The sequence below is a fragment of the Salinimicrobium terrae DSM 17865 genome (assembly GCF_000424665.1).
GTDB lineage: Bacteria > Bacteroidota > Bacteroidia > Flavobacteriales > Flavobacteriaceae > Salinimicrobium > Salinimicrobium terrae.
In genome coordinates, this window is sequence record NZ_AUKI01000023.1 from 59,111 (window position 1) to 75,497 (window position 16,387).

A 16,387-nucleotide genomic window follows, 5' to 3' on the forward strand; every position below is an offset into this window, starting at 1 on the left:
AAAGAAAAATTGAATAACCTAATCTGCTAAAAAAATCCTTATGATTGTAACATTGCTATTTCAGGGAAAAAAAGACCCGGTATGGAATATTTTAGGATAACAAGGAAAGAAAATTGAAAAATAAATTGGTATTTTGAGCCGCTTAAAATAAAAAACTTTATATGTTCTCCAGAATCTACCTACTAATTTTTTTCACAGCCCTGGCTACAAACGCTCAAACAATGGATGAAGACCTGGTTAAAAAGGCCCGACAAATACATGAAGAAGTGATCACCATAGACACTCATAATGATATCAACGTTAAAAACTTTACGGCTCAAAAAAATTACACCCAGGACCTGGATACGCAGGTCACCCTGCCAAAAATGGAGAAAGGAGGCATTGATGTCACCTGGCTCATTGTCTATACCGGTCAGGAAGAACTGAATGCCGCAGGGTACAAAGCTGCCTATGAAACAGCTATGTCTAAATTTGATGCGATACACCGCCTGGTGAAGGAAATTGCACCCAACGAGATAGGTCTGGCTACTACGAGCGAAGAAGTAAGGGATCTAGTATCCAGAGGAAAAAAAGTAGCTATGATTGGAGTGGAAAACGGCTATCCTGTTGGAACAGATATTAAGAACGTAGAAAAATTTTATGATCTTGGAGCACGTTATATGTCTCTCTCGCATAATGGGCACAGTCAGCTTTGCGACTCGAACACTGGTGAAGCTGATAGCCAATGGCTGCACGGTGGATTAAGCGATCTGGGAAAAAAGGTAGTACAAGAAATGAACCGTCTGGGTATGATGATCGACGTCTCCCACCCTTCCAAGGAAGCCATGCGACAAATGATAGAACTTTCAGAAGCTCCTTTAATAGCCTCTCATTCTTCGGCCAGAGGGTTGTGTAATCACAGCCGAAACCTGGATGACGAGCAACTATTATGGTTAAAGGAGAACGGGGGAGTCATTCAAACGGTGGCTTTTGACTCTTATCTCAATACCGAAAAACATAACGCATACGAAGCAGCTGTTAATAAGGTTTATGCAGAAGTAGGCGAAAAAGTTGGTTTTAAGCTCCTGCCCAGAACCGATGTGAGGCAAATGAATACTGAAGAACGTGAAACTTATTACGAAGATTTCCGCAGGGTGAGAAAACTGGCACAACCAAAGGTTCAAAAATTGAAGGAGAAAGTTCCCCCGGTAGATGTTTCAGATTTTGTAAATCATGTAGATTATCTGGTAGAAAAAATAGGAGTGGATCATGTGGGGATCTGTTCAGATTTTGACGGCGGCGGCGGCATAGAAGGCTGGAATGATGCTTCCCAATCTTTTAACATTACGCTTGAATTAGTGAAAAGAGGATACACCCGTGAAGAGATCGCAAAACTTTGGGGTGAAAATTTACTTCGGGTACTTGATGAAGTTCAGGACGTAGCCCAAAGACTGCAAAAAAGTTAAGTTTCATTTTGCCATAAAATTGAGAGCACAAATTGAAAATATGTAGAATTGATCTTTCAAACTTTCAATTAATTTGAAAGCAGTTTCTACATCGGCCATATATCCAGGAGATTTATTATTAGAGAAAGTCAACCCAAAAATACTTACAACACTGGATTAAACTTTCTTCAGAAGAAAAGGTGATAATTTTGCCATTTTTGGCAGGCAGGAAAAGGTTCTAACTTCTGTTTGTCCTTACTTTTTTATCCCACCATACAAAAGCGACAAAAAGCACCAAACTTACAATAGAAGTCCAGATGAGACCTGTTTTAAGCCGTTCATAATCCCCTCCCAAATAGGCAACAAAAATAATCAGGGGAGAAATTCCTATCATGGTTGCACCTATGAACTTCCAGTATCCCATTTTTAGAACTCCTCCAACGAAACTTATTGCATCATTAGAAAGAAATGGGCTTAGTCGGACTACAATTACTGTCCAAAATCCATAATCATCAATAAAATGTGATATTTTCTTTTCATTCTTGTACCCAATTAGCTTTTCAACTATAACAGGTCCAAAATAACGGCCTATAAAATAACCTATACTGGAGGCGCAGAAAACCGCCACAAAAAGTATGGCAGCACCAAACAAAGAACCATAAGCCAGCACCGTAACTACCATAACTAAAGGAGTGGGAATAACAATAAGGAACATTTGAAAGATCATGGTGAGTAAGATCACTACTGGTCCAAACCATCCGAATTTCGAAACCCAATCGCGGGTACGCTGTTTATCTCCACTGGTAAGAACTTCCCACCCGGTACTTAGAAATTCCCGGACCTGGGGAATTAAAAAATAACTTAACACAAGGGCAACTATAATAACCAGGGAAATATATAATGGTGCTTTACTTTGTTTGACCGAAGGGGTCTCAATAGGATCGGGCATAAATTAGTTTGAGGTTAGGGTTATGCGATGAATAGTCGCCGGATTCCCTTCGTTGGAAATATATAAATTTCCGGAAGGATCAAAAGTCAACCCCTCCGGCTTTGGAAACAGATCGGGGTCGAGACGATGTAAAGCTTCGGGATCACCTTCAGGATCCAGGATCAACAAGTGAGGTCTTGTGGCTTCCAGGACTAACACTTTTCCTGTACCCGGATGACGAATAACTTCCGAAGGATAAAAAGAAGCTTCTTTATCTTTTGTACTAAGGTCATGAAAAATTTCCTCCTTAAAAGTCATATTAATGAGAGGTTTTTTATTCATTTCCATAGTTTCAACATTTACCACGTGGATTCCTTTATCATTTTCAGATTCCAGTCCCTTTCCTTTTGGAACTAGTAACAATTGTTCTTGTCCCGGATCAAAATAAAGTCCCTCAACATCATTTCTTGAACCAAAAGGAGTTTCGAAAACCTGAGTCATCGGCTTCCTCAAGAAATCCTCCACCTTATAAATTGTACCATCAGATTTGAGGACATAAGCTGTAGTTCCATCCAAAGTGATACCCTCATAATCACCGGGACCGGCAAATTCTATTTGTTTTACAATTGAAGAAGATACCAGATCATATATAAAAATAATCCCTCTTTCATCTTGTACGCAGGCTATTTTGTTTGGTTCCAAAAAAGCAATTCCCGAGACCTCTTTTAAAACTCCTGGTAATTTCCAGGTTTTTGCAATTTTAACTTCATTCGAGATGGTAGCACGGTACTCTATTGCCTCTCCCCGGAAAGTTAAAAAGAAGGCTGCAGCAAAAAGTAGAAGACCTACAGTAATGAGAATTACTGTTTTATTATGGCCCATTTTTTTCATTCCATTAAAATTAGGGAAATTCCCTTATGTCCAAAAAGTTTTAAAGTTTCCTTTTGAAACATTAGCAGGATTTTAGGAAGGCTGGAAATCCTAAAGTTTTTTAAAGTTTCAGAATTTTTTTTGTAAGTCTTCGTTTCTTTGACAGACACTAAGCCTATGAAGTTAAAAAATGTGAAATTGACGCCTTTTAAAAAATGGGTGTTAAGTTCCTTACTGGGAATTTTCCTGATTTTTGGATTCTTTTTTCTTAGCATTTATTGGGGTTGGTGGGGGGAACTTCCAAATACCCAGGAATTGCGGAATCTAAAACAGAATGAAGCTACCGAGGTCTTTTCTTCTGAAGGAAAACTCATGGGTAAATATTACATTTTTGACAGACAACCGGTACTTTATGATGAATTACCGCAACACCTCATTGATGCCCTGGTTGCTACTGAAGATGTAAGGTTCTATGAACATTCGGGTATTGACAACCGCAGTCTTCTTCGCGTTTTTTTTAAGACCATCTTAATGGGAGATGAATCTTCGGGCGGTGGCAGTACCATAACTTTACAGCTTGCAAAGAACCTTTTTGGACGTAAGGATTACGGGCATCTTAGTATTGTAGTAAACAAGGTGAGGGAGGCAATTATAGCCCAACGTCTTGAGGATATTTATACTAAGGAGGAGATCATAGGGCTATATTTTAACACCGTTCCTTTTAGTGATAATACCTACGGCATTGAGAGTGCTGCCATGAAATTCTTTAACACCGGCACTCAGTATCTTGATCTGGAAGAGGCTGCAACTCTTGTAGGTTCTTTGAAGGCATCTCATACCTATAACCCACGACTCTTCCCAGAGCGTAGCCTTAAAAGGAGAAATGTCGTCCTGAATCAAATGAATAAGTATGGCTATTTGCCTTCTGAAGAATATGTGAAGGCCAGGGTTAAACCGCTGGATCTTAATTACCAGTATTTTAGCAATAATGGCGGAGTAGCACCTTATTTTAGGTCACAGCTGAAGAAGGAGGTACAAAAAATTCTTGATACGCTCAAAAAAGAAAATGGTGAAAGTTATAATCTTTACAGAGATGGCCTGCAGCTTCATACTACCATAGATTATAAAATGCAGGAGCTAGCAGAAGAAGCCATGCAGGAACATATGACAGCACTCCAAAAACAGTTTGAAGAAGCCTACGGAAAAAATCCGCCATGGATGCGGAAGGACCTCCTGGAGGAAGCACTGGAGAACAGCAAACAATATAAAAGCCTGGCTGCGGCCGGTTGGAGTCAAGAGGAAATTTTAGATTCCCTGCACCGAAAAACCGATATGGAACTCTTTGACTGGGGGCAAAAAAAATTGCTTTCGGCCAGCATTGCCGATAGCCTCCAACATTATATGAAGTTCCTAAATATGGGCATGATCAATCTGGAACCTTCAACCGGAGCCGTAAAAAGTTGGGTGGGAGGAATAAATCATGAATATTTTAAATACGATCATGTAACGCAAAGCGAGAGGCAAATTGGTTCTACTTTTAAACCTGTGGTTTACACAGCAGCAGTTGAAGCAGGTATAGACCCGTGTACTTATTATTCCATTAGAGAGGTAACTTATGAAGGAGGCTGGACGCCCTCCAATTCGGGAAATGAGGAAGAAGATCCTTATATGAACTACCCCATGGCTACCGCTTTGGCGCAGTCTATTAATACTATAGCAGTAAAGGTTCTTTTCGATGTCGGCCTCGAAAACGTTCTTGAGCAGGCTAAGAAAATGATGTTTCCGAAAGATCTTCCGCCCTATCCTTCAATTGCTTTGGGAACTGCAGAAATGAGTGTGGCTGACCTGGCAAGTTCCTTTTCGGGCTATGTGAACCGAGGGAGAATTGTCAAACCTTTCTATTTGACAAAAATTCAGGACAAATATGGAAATGTTATTGCCAGCTTTGAACCCGATATCTCAAAACCTGCTTTTTCAAACACAACCCGGCAGGTAATGATAGAGATGATGAAGGAAACTGTAAATGAAGGAACTGCTGCAAGATTAAGATATAAATATAACCTGCCTAACGATATAGCGGGAAAAACCGGAACCACACAGAACAATCGTGATGGCTGGTTTGTTGGGATCACACCTAATCTGGTCTCGGTAACCTGGGCAGGGACAGATGATGCCCGTATTGGCTTCCCTTCTACCTATGTTGGCCAAGGTGCAAACTCAGCTTTACCTGCTTTCGCCTTGCTTATGCAAAAAATGAATGCAGACCCTCAGTTTAATGAGATCACCCAGGCAAATTTTCAGTCGCCTTCTTCGACAGTCCAAATGATGCTCAATTGTGAACCAGAAAAAAGAGATAACTTTTTAGAAAGGCTTTTTACTAAAAAGGACAAACCAAAAAAGCAAAATGAGGAAAAGAAAGGACTATTCAAGAAAATCAAGGGGCTGTTCAAAAAAAATAATTAATTGAAAATATTATTTAAAAATGCCCCTTTTAGATAGCCTTGGTAAAGAACAATTCCAGAAAAAATAAATCAGAAAAAACTAAAATTCCGCCTGATTGATTTTGAGTCTTAATTTCCGCATATAATCCTCCCTAAGCCAGTCCCGATAGTTTTTGGTGCTGTTACTTATACAGTAAGAGTACTTTCTAATCCTATAAGCGATATCTTCTTCGAGTTCTTTGGCCAAAAGCCTGGCATCAAAAACATCTTCACTATTATCCACACACATGCAGGTATGTTGTTCAAGAGAACGTTCCAGGACAGTTTTCGACTTTAGTCCTTTTTTGATTATATCATCATATTCCTCATCTACATCAAAAGAAACGTCTTTGGTATTTGAGAATTTATTCCGGAGGTCTTTTGGCATTTCATATCGAAAGTTCTGCTCAATTTCCTCGTCACTAATTAGATTTTCAAGGAAGTAATCTGGTGACCTGAAAATCTGCTTCCAATCAATAGGGGCACTCCAAAGTCCAAATCGGGCAGCATTATTTCCCAGATCAATTACTGTAAATTCACTCTTACCCGGTAGTACTCTTGATCCACGGCCAATCATTTGATAGTATAAGGTAAGAGATTTAGTCGCCCTGTTTAAAATAATTGACTCTACTGTAGGTTCATCAAATCCAGTGGTGAGGATACTTACAGATGTTAAAATGGCATCAGGTTTTTTCCTGAACCATCTTAAAATGTCTTTTCTATCCTGTTTACTGGTGGTATTATCCAGATGTCTTACATCAAAGCCCGCATTGCGAAAGGTTTCATAAACCTCCTTCGAAGTATTAATTCCATTATTAAAAATCAGGGTCTTCTTTCCCTGAGATTTCTCCATATAAGCATCCAGAAGCTTTTCCTGCATGTTAAAATTTGAATAGAGTTCTTCGGAAGATTTCACTGTGTAATCCCCATTGATTCCAACTTTAAGCGTTGAAAGTCCTACGTCAAAACTGTAAGTATTAGCCTTTGCTAAAAAGCCTTTTGAAATTAAACTGCTAATGGAATCCCCAACAATAAGCTCCCTGTAATTGTCTTTCATAGGTAGCTTAATATTAGAACTAAGCGGAGTGGCGGTAACGCCCAGAATGAAGCATTTGTTGAAAAACTTAAACAGTTTTCTAAATGAATTGTAATGGGCTTCATCAATGATCACCATGCCAAGATTCTCCAACTCCACCTTTTCATCATTAAGACGGTTGTTAAGGGTTTCTACCATAGCCACAAAACACATGTACTCATCCTGATCTGGAAGTTCCTTAATGCTGGAATTGATAATCTTGTTTTGTACCCCAAACCCTGTCAGCATTTTAGAGGTCTGTTTACAAAGTTCAATGCGGTGGGTTAGAATTAGTACCTTTTTGTTTGTTCTCTGTATGTATTCACGCACGATCTGTGAAAAGATTACCGTCTTACCTCCGCCTGTAGGCAGCTGGTACAGGAGATTATACCGTTCAGGGTGAGCGTCAATCACCCTAAAGATCTTATTAATATCTTCCTGCTGATATTCGTAAAGTTCTTTATCTACTTTTTTTTCAACTATCCCAAAAGTATCCTGCCCCATCTATTGATTTCCTATCGTTTGCAATTTTGCAAAAATAGCCGAAATAAAGGTTGAAGCAAAATAAACTGTCAGAAAATGAAAACAAACAAAAAATAAATTTTAACAACACGCTGATTTTAAAATAGTTAACTTTATAAAAGCTTTATACCATTCCCTTTTTTCCCCAGTCTAAATTGATAGAATGATTATGTTGAGTGAAAAAAAAAGGAGGAAATATACAGGTATTCTTAGTAGTAATAAACTGCTCAAGGATCTTTGCCAAGATGAACTGCAAAAACTGTTAGACGAACTTGAAGAGGTTGAATGGCCAAAGAGTACCTGTAGCATTTACAAGCAGCGTACTTCTAATCATTTTCATTTTATAATCTCAGGTCGCCTGAAGGTTTATCAGATCAATGTAAATACCGGTAGGGAGTTCACTTTTTTCTTGCTTAAGAAAAATGATGCCTTTGATATTCTATGTCTTTTAGATGGTGATGATCATGATGTTTATTATGAAACTCTTGACCGGGTGGTGCTATTATCACTTCCCATGGAAAGAATGAAAAAGTGGGTCCGGGCACATCCTGAGATCAATAAGAACCTGCTGCCATTTTTAAGTAATCAAATGAAAACGTTAGAAGCCTATGCTTCCAATGTAACTCTAATTGATATTTCTACAAGACTTGCGAGGTTAATCCTGAGGAACATCAATGCTGAATCACAGGAACTTGAATTAATAAACGACCTCTCCAATGAAGAATTAGCTAACCTGATAGGATCTACCCGCGCGGTAGTAAATCGTCATTTACAAGAATTCAAAAATGACGGAATTATAAGCCTTAGAAGAAAGAAAGTAGAGATAAAAGATCTGGACCTGTTGCTCTCTAAAGCTAATAATAACAAAGATTCAGCACCTTAATATTTTAACACGATATGCTACTTAAGTAGTATTTGATCTCTTTTTCTCATAGTAACTTCACCATATATTAATCTAAAATACATGTGCTATGAAAAATGTAGTCATTGGATTTTTCCTGCTAGCTTTTATTGCCACAGGAAATTCACAGATCGTATTAGATGAAGCTAAAGTAAATTTTACAAAAGCTTCTATGCAACTTGATCCTGCAACTCAGACTCTGGTTATTCAAATACCTGAAAAAGAGGTTGGAGAATTCGGAAAAAACCCGTTGGTCTTCATGAAAAACAATTTTGATGTAGAATCTTTTATCAAAGATAATTCAGATCAGGATTATTCAGAATTCCAGGTTAACTTTGTTAGTAATAAAGGTCATTTGACCGCCAGATTTAACAAAGATGGCGACTTAATTTCTTCTCAACAGAAATTTAAAAATATGAGATTACCTCATGATGTTCAACTTGAAATTGCTCACCTTTACAATAATGCCACGGTATTAAGAACAAGGTCTTTCGCACATTCTAAAGGATGGATAATTGACAAGGAATATTACAAAATAAAACTGGATGATGGTGAAAGAACCAGGAGAGTTCGTATCGACAGAAAGAACGACCGTCTTTATATAGCCGGTTTATAGAATAATTGCCTGATTTAAGGCAAAGGGACACCTAAAATTACTTTTTTGACACTACCATTTCCTTTAAGATATCGGTTTGTCCAAAGGATCTAAAAATTGATGGAGAAGAGTAGTTATAGGTTGTCCTTATTTTTTGGTGAACAGATCTGAGGAAAGATATCGGTCTCCTCTGTCACAAATGATACTTACCACTACTCCACTTTGTAACTCATTACATAGCCTCACCGCAGCTGCCGTTGCACCTCCACTACTCATCCCTGCAAAAATACCTTCCTCTTCGGCCAGTCTGGCTGTCATGTCGCGGGCCTCTGCCTCTGTAACTTCCAGAATCCTATCGACCTTCTGCGGATTAAAAATGGTAGGCAAGTACTCCTTAGGCCATTTTCTGATTCCTGGAATACGTGCTTCATCATCGGGCTGCACCCCCACAATTTGAATGTCCTTATTTTTCTCTTTCAGGAAAGTGGAAGTTCCCATTATAGTACCTGTAGTGCCCATAGAAGAAACAAAATGAGTGATCTTTTGATCTGTAACTCTCCATATTTCCGGTCCAGTCGAAGCATAATGCGCCTGCCAGTTGTCATCATTCCCAAATTGGTTAAGCATAAAATAATTTCCGGTTTTCATACGCTCTTCGGCATAATCTCTTGCACCTTCAATCCCTATATCTTCACTGGTAAGGATAACCTTTGCACCATAAGCTCTCATAGTTTGCACACGTTCTACTGTAGAATTTTCGGGCATAACGAGTTCTATATCCAGGTTGAGTAAGCGTGCAACCATTGCCAATGCGATTCCTGTATTTCCACTGGTGGCTTCAATGAGCTTTGTTTCATTTGTAATCTCGCCCCGCTCCATTGCCTTCCTGATCATATTATAAGCAGGACGGTCTTTTACACTTCCACCCGGATTCTGACCTTCAAGTTTAAAATATAATTCCACCTGCGGATTTTTGACAAGGTTTTGAGCTCTTACCAAAGGGGTATTACCAATAAGATCCAGTACAGTTTTACTCATTTTGTTGCAGATTTTTAATTTTGATCGTAGGATTGTGAGTCACAAAAGAATTAGGAGGTACAGAGTTTGTGAGCCAGGCATTCCCTCCTATTATGCTGTTAGCTCCAATGATGGTGTTTCCCCCCAGGATTGTGGCATTTGCGTAGATGGTAACATTTTCTTCAATGGTGGGATGTCTTTTCATATTCCTGAGTTCTCTTTCCACATATAAAGCACCCAATGTTACCCCCTGATAGATCTTCACATTATTCTTTATCACCGTCGTTTCTCCAATGACTACTCCCGTTGCATGATCAATAAAAAATGAATCTCCTATCTGTGCCCCGGGATTAATATCTGTACCGGTAAGTTTATGTGCACATTCGGTCATTAACCTTGGCACCAGTGGTAACCCCATCTTATAAAATTCATGACTCAAACGGTAAACGGCAATTGCAAAAAAACCGGGATAGGAAAGGTAAACCTCCTCGACCGAATTCGCGGCCGGATCATTCGTAGCGATAGCAACCGCATCCAGGTTGATCTTTTCAAGCAGATTAGGCAGCTTCTGGCAGTACTCTCTCCACAATTCTGAACATGGTTTTCCCGGTTCCCAGCAAACCAGATCGCCCAGTTCTTTAAAATCGATCGCCAGCCGCCCGAGATTTTCTTCCACCCCTGTATCGCTATCAAACAGGGTGTAAAATAAATTATTGGTAAATGCTTCAGCCTTTTCTTTGATCTTGAACCTCAAATTCGGCAACTGCTTCTGCTCGTTGATCTTCCTTATAACATCCTTATACTCCATAAAACCTGGTTAACATTCAAAAATACTAAAATGGAAATCAACGCCGGCTTATGTTTGGTTTCCTTTAATGCTAAAATATTTAACTATAAAAGAAAGGTTAAAAAAATGACACTTTAAAACATTGTTTTACAGGGTGTTGTAACTTTAAATATTAATCAAAAACTTATAACCATGGCACAAGACCAAAAAAAATCCGGACAAAAGCAAGATTCTAACAAGAAAACCGATCAAAAGTCTGATCAAAAATCTGGAAAGCAGCAAAACAAAAAATAAGACTTTTTTGTACACCACATCTTAGCATGTTTTTTAGGCCACCTCAAAAGGGTGGCTTTATGCTTTTTTAGTTAAAATTTTGGCAAGCCCTTCACTCACCTCCAATAACCATTTAAGCCGGTCCATAAGTATTTGCACTTCCTGCAGCCTCTCCCTCACCCCTTCCTTTCCACTACTTTCATTCCTGTCAAGATCCAGCAATTCCCGGTATAGATTTTCATAGAAAATTTCTGCTTCACCAATTTCTTCTGAACGATCTTCTTTTAAAATGTCTTCGTTTTCTACGGAATTTAAAAGGTTTGCCTTGATAACTGAAACATAATTCACAAAATGATCTGAAGCTTTGGTAGTGGTGTGAGACCTAATAAAAATCCCCAGAGAAACGGAAGCCGAGAGAAATTCCTGGTTGAGGGAAACTATTCTGAAGGTTTTTCCCAGGTGTATTTTATCTGTTTTTGATTCCTGGGTCATACGTTGAAATGCGGCATTGAGATCTCCCATTGCCAGAAAAGCTTTTTTCCGGGCGAGCCGGTAAGAAGCGGGTAAGGAAGATTTATAGGTATAAAAGGCTTCAATCTCCTTTATAAAATCAAGGTTTGCTCTTAAACTTCCATCAATAAAATTTTTAATGGTTGTATATTCCCAGGTTGGCCAAAGGAATTTCGCACCAAGAAAAGCCAATCCTGCACCAACGAAAGTATCCAACACTCTATATTCAATCACCTCCAAAACATTGGGACGCAGGAGGCTATAGACAAAAATAACATTAAGAGTAATAAAAGCTGCTGCAGTTTTATAATTGCGCTGTATCATGGAATGTGCCAGTACCAGACTTATTACTGCCAAAATTCCGTAGGCCACCTGGTTTCTTATAAGAAAGACCAGAGTTACAGCAACAGCACCACCAATGAGGGTGCCATAAAGCCTTTGTTTAAATCTATCGCGGGTTAAGGCGTAACCGGGTCGCATGATTACCGCAATAGTTAACAAGATCCAGTAGGCATTTTGAACAGCAAAATATTCACCAACAAAATACCCCAGCACCATGACAACTGTTAATCTAATGGAATGTCTGAAAATAGGAGATTTAAGATCCAGGTTATCCTGAAGAGTTTTTAAACTATAATCTGGAGTTGTAAGCAATTTGGCAGCATCTTTCGACTTTAATTTTATTTTCTCATCCCCTTTCCATTCTCTCATTAACCTATAAACCGAAAGTACCTTTTGGTGTTGCTTTTCCTTAAAAGTGAGAAAATTCCGAAATACGAGAAGAACTTCTTCATCACCGGAACGATTTGCTACAGCTTCAAAGTCCTGAAATTTTTTCCAGACCTCCCGTCGTTTATCGTGTAAAGAATCTTCTTCAGCGCGGGAAAATTTGTGCCAGAATCCATGGCCAAAGATCCGCAGATGGGCGGCCAGTGCCATGTTCCAATCTTGTATTAATGCTATTTTGTCCTCATGAGATACAAATAGTTTACTCATTTTTGAAAAATCCACAGGATTGGCCATTCCCAATTCCAGAATATCAACCAGCTCAATAAATATGAGCAGTCTCTTCCTTACCATGCCCGATCTTCCAAATTTTTTCCTTCGGGTAATGACCATTTCCCTAATAATCTCATGTTTTTCATTAATAGTAGTCTGGAGGGAAAAAAGTTCTTTTTCAAGCTCTTTCCTGTTTTTAGATTTTAGACTCATTAATCGGGAGCGTACCTCAAGGTACTCTGCGGTGAGTTCAAAGACTTCTCCCAAAAGATTATCGGTTTCTCTGCGACGCAACAAGTAATGGAACAAAAGGGTAAACAACAGGTACCACAATCCGCCCACTCCTATCCATAAGGCATGGATAACAACCCCTCCTTCCGCAGATACCTGGGCCATACTAAGCACTACTGCAAGTAATCCCGAAAATGAAATAAGAGATGCTCTAAAACCGAAAACTGAGATCATGGAATAGAGGAAGATTTGCAACACCAGCACGGGAATAAAAAACATTGGATGTGCTAGAGTAAACCCGGTTATTATGGTTGCCAGCACAGCAATCACAATGGAAAAAGCCACTCCTACTACTCTGCGTTGCAGGCTTCCCGGCACATCGCTGGGTGAGGTAAGTAAAACACCTACTGCCATGGCAATTCCAATCTGTATTTCACCCAGTTGAGCTGTGACCAGCAGGGGGAGAATAGCTGCAACTGCAAAACGAATTCCCCGGGAGAATTCGGCCGTTTTCAAAAGTTTAAAAAAAGACTGCAGTTGCCGGTAAAGATTCAAAGCAAGTTAGTTTCCTACAAAATTACATGGCTTTGGCCGAGCATGAGCAGCATTACTTGAAAAAGTTAGACTGCAATAGGAATTTAACCTTTAATTAGTATCTCAGCTTTGGCTGTGCCCCGGGGGCGTTGTAATTTTAAGATCGACCAAAAAGGCCTGTAAAAACACGCTTTTTTAATCATCAATAAATAAAATTACTATGAAAATTTTAATGGTTCTTACGTCTCATGACAAACTGGGAGACACAGGTAAAAAAACAGGATTTTGGGTAGAAGAATTCGCAGCTCCTTATTATATACTTGCAGATGCAGGTGCTGAGATCACGCTGGCTTCTCCCAAAGGGGGACAACCTCCTATTGATCCCTCGAGCACCACAGAAGATGCACAAACTGAAGCAACAAAACGGTTTGATAAAGACCAGGAATTGCAAAAAAAATTGTCCTCGACAACGAAACTGGAAGATGTAGATGCTTCAAATTTTGATGGAGTGTTTTATCCCGGCGGGCATGGACCACTTTGGGATTTGGCAAATAATTTGAAGTCTATCTCTCTCATTGAAGCCTTCAATCAACAAATGAAACCTATGGCCTTTGTTTGCCATGCGCCGGGGGTTTTGGCAAATGTGGAAGATCATAAAAAGCCTCTTGTTCGTGGAAAAGATGTTACAGGCTTCGCAAATTCCGAGGAAGAGGCGGTGGAGTTAACTAATGTCGTACCTTTTCTTGTAGAAGACAAGATGAACCAGTTAGGCGCCAATTACAGCAAGGGAGAAGACTGGAGTTCTTATGTCAAAGTAGATGGAAAACTTATTACAGGACAAAATCCTGCTTCTTCAGAAAAAGCCGCCAGAGAACTGCTTCGCTTGTTACAAAAATGATCCTTTGCTATGGCTAAAAAAGAAAAATCTGTATCTGAAGTTATCAGGGACCATGAAGCTTCGGGAACTTACTTTGAAGTGGATGGAATAAAAACCTTTGCTCTTAAATACGGGCGTGGCGAGCCGGTGCTTTGTCTGCACGGGGTTCCCACTTCCTCTTTTTTGTACCGAAAGGTCTTGAGGTCTCTAGAAAAGAAAGGTTATAAAGGGGTGAGTATAGATATGCCGGGACTTGGGCTTAGTGAACGTCCCGAGAATTTTGATTATTCCTTTTCTAACCTTGCAGATTTCCTTTACAAAGCAGCAAAAGCTTTAAAACTTAAAAAGTTTCATCTCGTAGTACATGATGTAGGTGGACCTATTGGTTTTGCTCTCGCAGCAAGGCACGCTAACAGGATTATGTCTCTCACCATCCTAAACACATGGGTTGATGTTGTCAATTTTAAGAAACCAGTGGTTATGAGACCTTTTGAAAAAAGAGTTTTAGGCGAGGCGGAATTAAAAATGATGACCCATCTCACCTGGCCCGTAATGTTTAAACAAATGGGAGTTATCAATTCGTCCCGTATTAATATTTCTGAAATAAACGCGTATATCGACCTTTTGAAAAGAGAAGATAACGGGAAAGCTTTTCTGAAGATTATGAGAAGTTTTGATAGTTCTCCCGAATTTCGTAATTTATGTTATAAGGCGGTGCAGAGTAAAAAGTACCCGGTGCAGGCAATTTGGGGTGCCAATGATCCTGCTTTACAACTGGAAACCTATGGAGAGGAAGTAAAAAAGGTTGCAGGATTGAAAGAGATCCACACTTTAAGATCAAAACATTTCCTGCAAGAAGAGGCATGGCTTGGGATCGCAGATAAAATTGTGGATCTGGCCCAATCTGTTCATCTCAAAACAATAAAAAAGGAGGTCTAAAAACCTCCTTTTTGAATCCTATATAAGCTCATTATTTTTTAGGTGGCTTAGTTGGCCTTATTTCAATCTTACTGGGTAGTGCCCTTTGATTCATTTTTAAAAGATCTACGACCAGTTCTCCTATATCTTCTTTCTGAATTTTCCATGCATCTTCATCTCCCGGGCTGTGATCATTAAAATGAGTGGCAACAGAACCCGGCATGATCGTAGTTACTTTTATATCGTAATTCCGAAGATCAAGCATGGCTGCCTGTGTAAAACCTGTTACTCCAAATTTGCTCGCATTATAGGCAGAACCACCGGCAAAGAAATTTGTACCTGCAAGACTTGAAATAGTGAAAATATAACCTTTACTTTTTTTAAGTTGAGGAATAGATGCTTTTAGACTGTAGAAAACACCGGTTAAATTGGTGTCTATGGTTTGCTGCCATTGTTCGGGAGTAAGATCTTCAATGGATCCAAAATGTCCTACTCCGGCATTGGCAACAACTACATCGAGCTGCCCCCATTTATCTATTAGCTGTTTTATAGCAGCTTGCTGACTCTCAAAATTACGTACATCGGCTTCCATGCCTATTACTTCGCCTTTTCCATTTTTAGTGATTTCTTTTGCAGCTTTTTCAGCTTCTTCACGGTGACGGCTTGTAATTCCTACTCTCACTCCCATGGAAGAAAGAGCCGCCGCAACACCATACCCAATTCCTTTGCTTCCGCCTGTAACGAAAGCTACTTTATTCTCTAAATTCTTCATATTACTTGATTTTTCAGCTTAAAGCTACCAAATATCTGGTGCTAATGAGGGTTGATGTATTTTAAGACTTTGTTAATTCTTCAGAATTTACTTAGTCTGAAAAATTTTAACTTCTGAGACTAAAATCTTTAAACTTGCTAACATGAATTACAAAGAGAATCAATTATCTTTGCACACCTTCCGAAGGGAGCTAAAAATGAGGCTTTTCAGGAATATTTAGTTTAATCTTTATAAAATACTTTACACGTTGGAAAATCCTAAGGCACAAAAACTTCTGAATAAAATACAGCGCGACCTAATGCGCAATGGCATTATCATCAATACCATTGTTCAAGATTTAAAGGAGTTAAGGCCGTACGCCGTAGAAGAAAATAGTCCCTTACTTGCTAAAGTAATAAGGCTTACCTATGAGCATATTGAAAATTACCAGACTTTCGATATCCCAATTCCGGAAGATGAACCGATTGAAGGTTTTGAAGAAGAAACCGAAAACAATTCTGATTTTGACCCGGTTGAAAGTCTTGATTATCTTCTTTCACTTATGGCCGAGGCAAAAAATAAGATCAATGCGATTGAACTTAGAGAATACAGCAACCAGCTAATGGCTTACGCCGAAGAGAATTAAAAAATTTTGTTTTGTAGAAGTGGCTCAATAATTGAATGTAATATTGAAA

The 16,387-nt window shown here is 39.1% G+C and carries 14 protein-coding genes; 7 read left to right on the forward strand and 7 right to left on the reverse strand.

Annotated elements, in window-relative coordinates; genetic code table 11:
• The first annotated feature begins 221 nt into the window (after positions 1-221).
• Positions 222-1,445: a dipeptidase gene (locus H148_RS0111035; RefSeq protein WP_425414082.1), complete on the forward strand. Its 1,224-nt coding sequence runs from the start codon at positions 222-224 to the stop codon at positions 1,443-1,445.
• A 217-nt stretch (positions 1,446-1,662) separates the two neighbouring features.
• Here the strand turns inward: H148_RS0111035 and H148_RS0111045 are convergent, their stop codons facing one another.
• Complete coding sequence (locus tag H148_RS0111045; RefSeq protein ID WP_029034852.1) at positions 1,663-2,373, reverse strand: TVP38/TMEM64 family protein; 711 nt, start codon at positions 2,371-2,373, stop codon at positions 1,663-1,665.
• A 3-nt stretch (positions 2,374-2,376) separates the two neighbouring features.
• Positions 2,377-3,243 carry an SdiA-regulated domain-containing protein gene (locus H148_RS0111050; protein WP_029034853.1) on the reverse strand — a complete coding sequence of 289 codons (867 nt, stop codon included), beginning with the start codon at positions 3,241-3,243 and terminating at the stop codon, positions 2,377-2,379.
• A gap of 156 nt (positions 3,244-3,399) precedes the next feature.
• Here H148_RS0111050 and H148_RS0111060 point away from each other — a divergent pair, with 156 nt between their 5' ends.
• Positions 3,400-5,685, forward strand: a complete 2,286-nt coding sequence (locus H148_RS0111060; RefSeq protein WP_029034854.1) for a transglycosylase domain-containing protein — start codon at positions 3,400-3,402, stop codon at positions 5,683-5,685.
• A 78-nt stretch (positions 5,686-5,763) separates the two neighbouring features.
• Here H148_RS0111060 and H148_RS0111065 read toward each other — a convergent pair whose 3' ends face one another.
• On the reverse strand, positions 5,764-7,281 hold the full coding sequence (locus H148_RS0111065; RefSeq protein WP_029034855.1) for a DEAD/DEAH box helicase: 1,518 nt from the start codon (positions 7,279-7,281) through the stop codon (positions 5,764-5,766).
• A 187-nt stretch (positions 7,282-7,468) separates the two neighbouring features.
• Between H148_RS0111065 and H148_RS17755 the strand changes: the two genes are divergently transcribed.
• Positions 7,469-8,182, forward strand: coding sequence for a Crp/Fnr family transcriptional regulator (locus H148_RS17755; RefSeq protein ID WP_037325131.1), 714 nt, complete (start codon positions 7,469-7,471; stop codon positions 8,180-8,182).
• Positions 8,183-8,270: 88 nt separating this feature from the next.
• A complete protein-coding gene (locus H148_RS0111075; RefSeq protein ID WP_029034856.1) occupies positions 8,271-8,816 on the forward strand; it encodes a hypothetical protein in 546 nt (181 codons plus the stop codon).
• 126 nt (positions 8,817-8,942) lie between these two features.
• Here H148_RS0111075 and cysM read toward each other — a convergent pair whose 3' ends face one another.
• From cysM to H148_RS17760, 3 genes are all read right to left on the reverse strand, one after another.
• Complete coding sequence (cysM, locus tag H148_RS0111080) at positions 8,943-9,833, reverse strand: cysteine synthase CysM (RefSeq protein ID WP_029034857.1); 891 nt, start codon at positions 9,831-9,833, stop codon at positions 8,943-8,945.
• On the reverse strand, positions 9,826-10,620 hold the full coding sequence (gene epsC, locus H148_RS0111085) for a serine O-acetyltransferase EpsC (protein ID WP_029034858.1): 795 nt from the start codon (positions 10,618-10,620) through the stop codon (positions 9,826-9,828). The genes cysM and epsC overlap by 8 nt, the downstream gene beginning before the upstream one ends.
• A gap of 330 nt (positions 10,621-10,950) precedes the next feature.
• Positions 10,951-13,128 (reverse strand): FUSC family protein, encoded by a 2,178-nt coding sequence (locus H148_RS17760; protein ID WP_156877245.1) that lies wholly within the window; start codon positions 13,126-13,128, stop codon positions 10,951-10,953.
• Between the two features lie 238 nt (positions 13,129-13,366).
• Here H148_RS17760 and H148_RS0111100 point away from each other — a divergent pair, with 238 nt between their 5' ends.
• Together H148_RS0111100 and H148_RS0111105 are read left to right on the forward strand one after the other, a co-directional pair.
• On the forward strand, positions 13,367-14,044 hold the full coding sequence (locus tag H148_RS0111100) for a type 1 glutamine amidotransferase domain-containing protein (RefSeq protein ID WP_029034859.1): 678 nt from the start codon (positions 13,367-13,369) through the stop codon (positions 14,042-14,044).
• Between the two features lie 9 nt (positions 14,045-14,053).
• A complete protein-coding gene (locus tag H148_RS0111105) occupies positions 14,054-14,962 on the forward strand; it encodes an alpha/beta fold hydrolase (RefSeq protein ID WP_029034860.1) in 909 nt (302 codons plus the stop codon).
• A gap of 31 nt (positions 14,963-14,993) precedes the next feature.
• Here H148_RS0111105 and H148_RS0111110 read toward each other — a convergent pair whose 3' ends face one another.
• Positions 14,994-15,713, reverse strand: a complete 720-nt coding sequence (locus tag H148_RS0111110; protein WP_029034861.1) for an SDR family oxidoreductase — start codon at positions 15,711-15,713, stop codon at positions 14,994-14,996.
• A gap of 247 nt (positions 15,714-15,960) precedes the next feature.
• Between H148_RS0111110 and H148_RS0111115 the strand changes: the two genes are divergently transcribed.
• Complete coding sequence (locus tag H148_RS0111115) at positions 15,961-16,338, forward strand: hypothetical protein (protein WP_029034862.1); 378 nt, start codon at positions 15,961-15,963, stop codon at positions 16,336-16,338.
• Positions 16,339-16,387 lie beyond the last annotated feature (49 nt).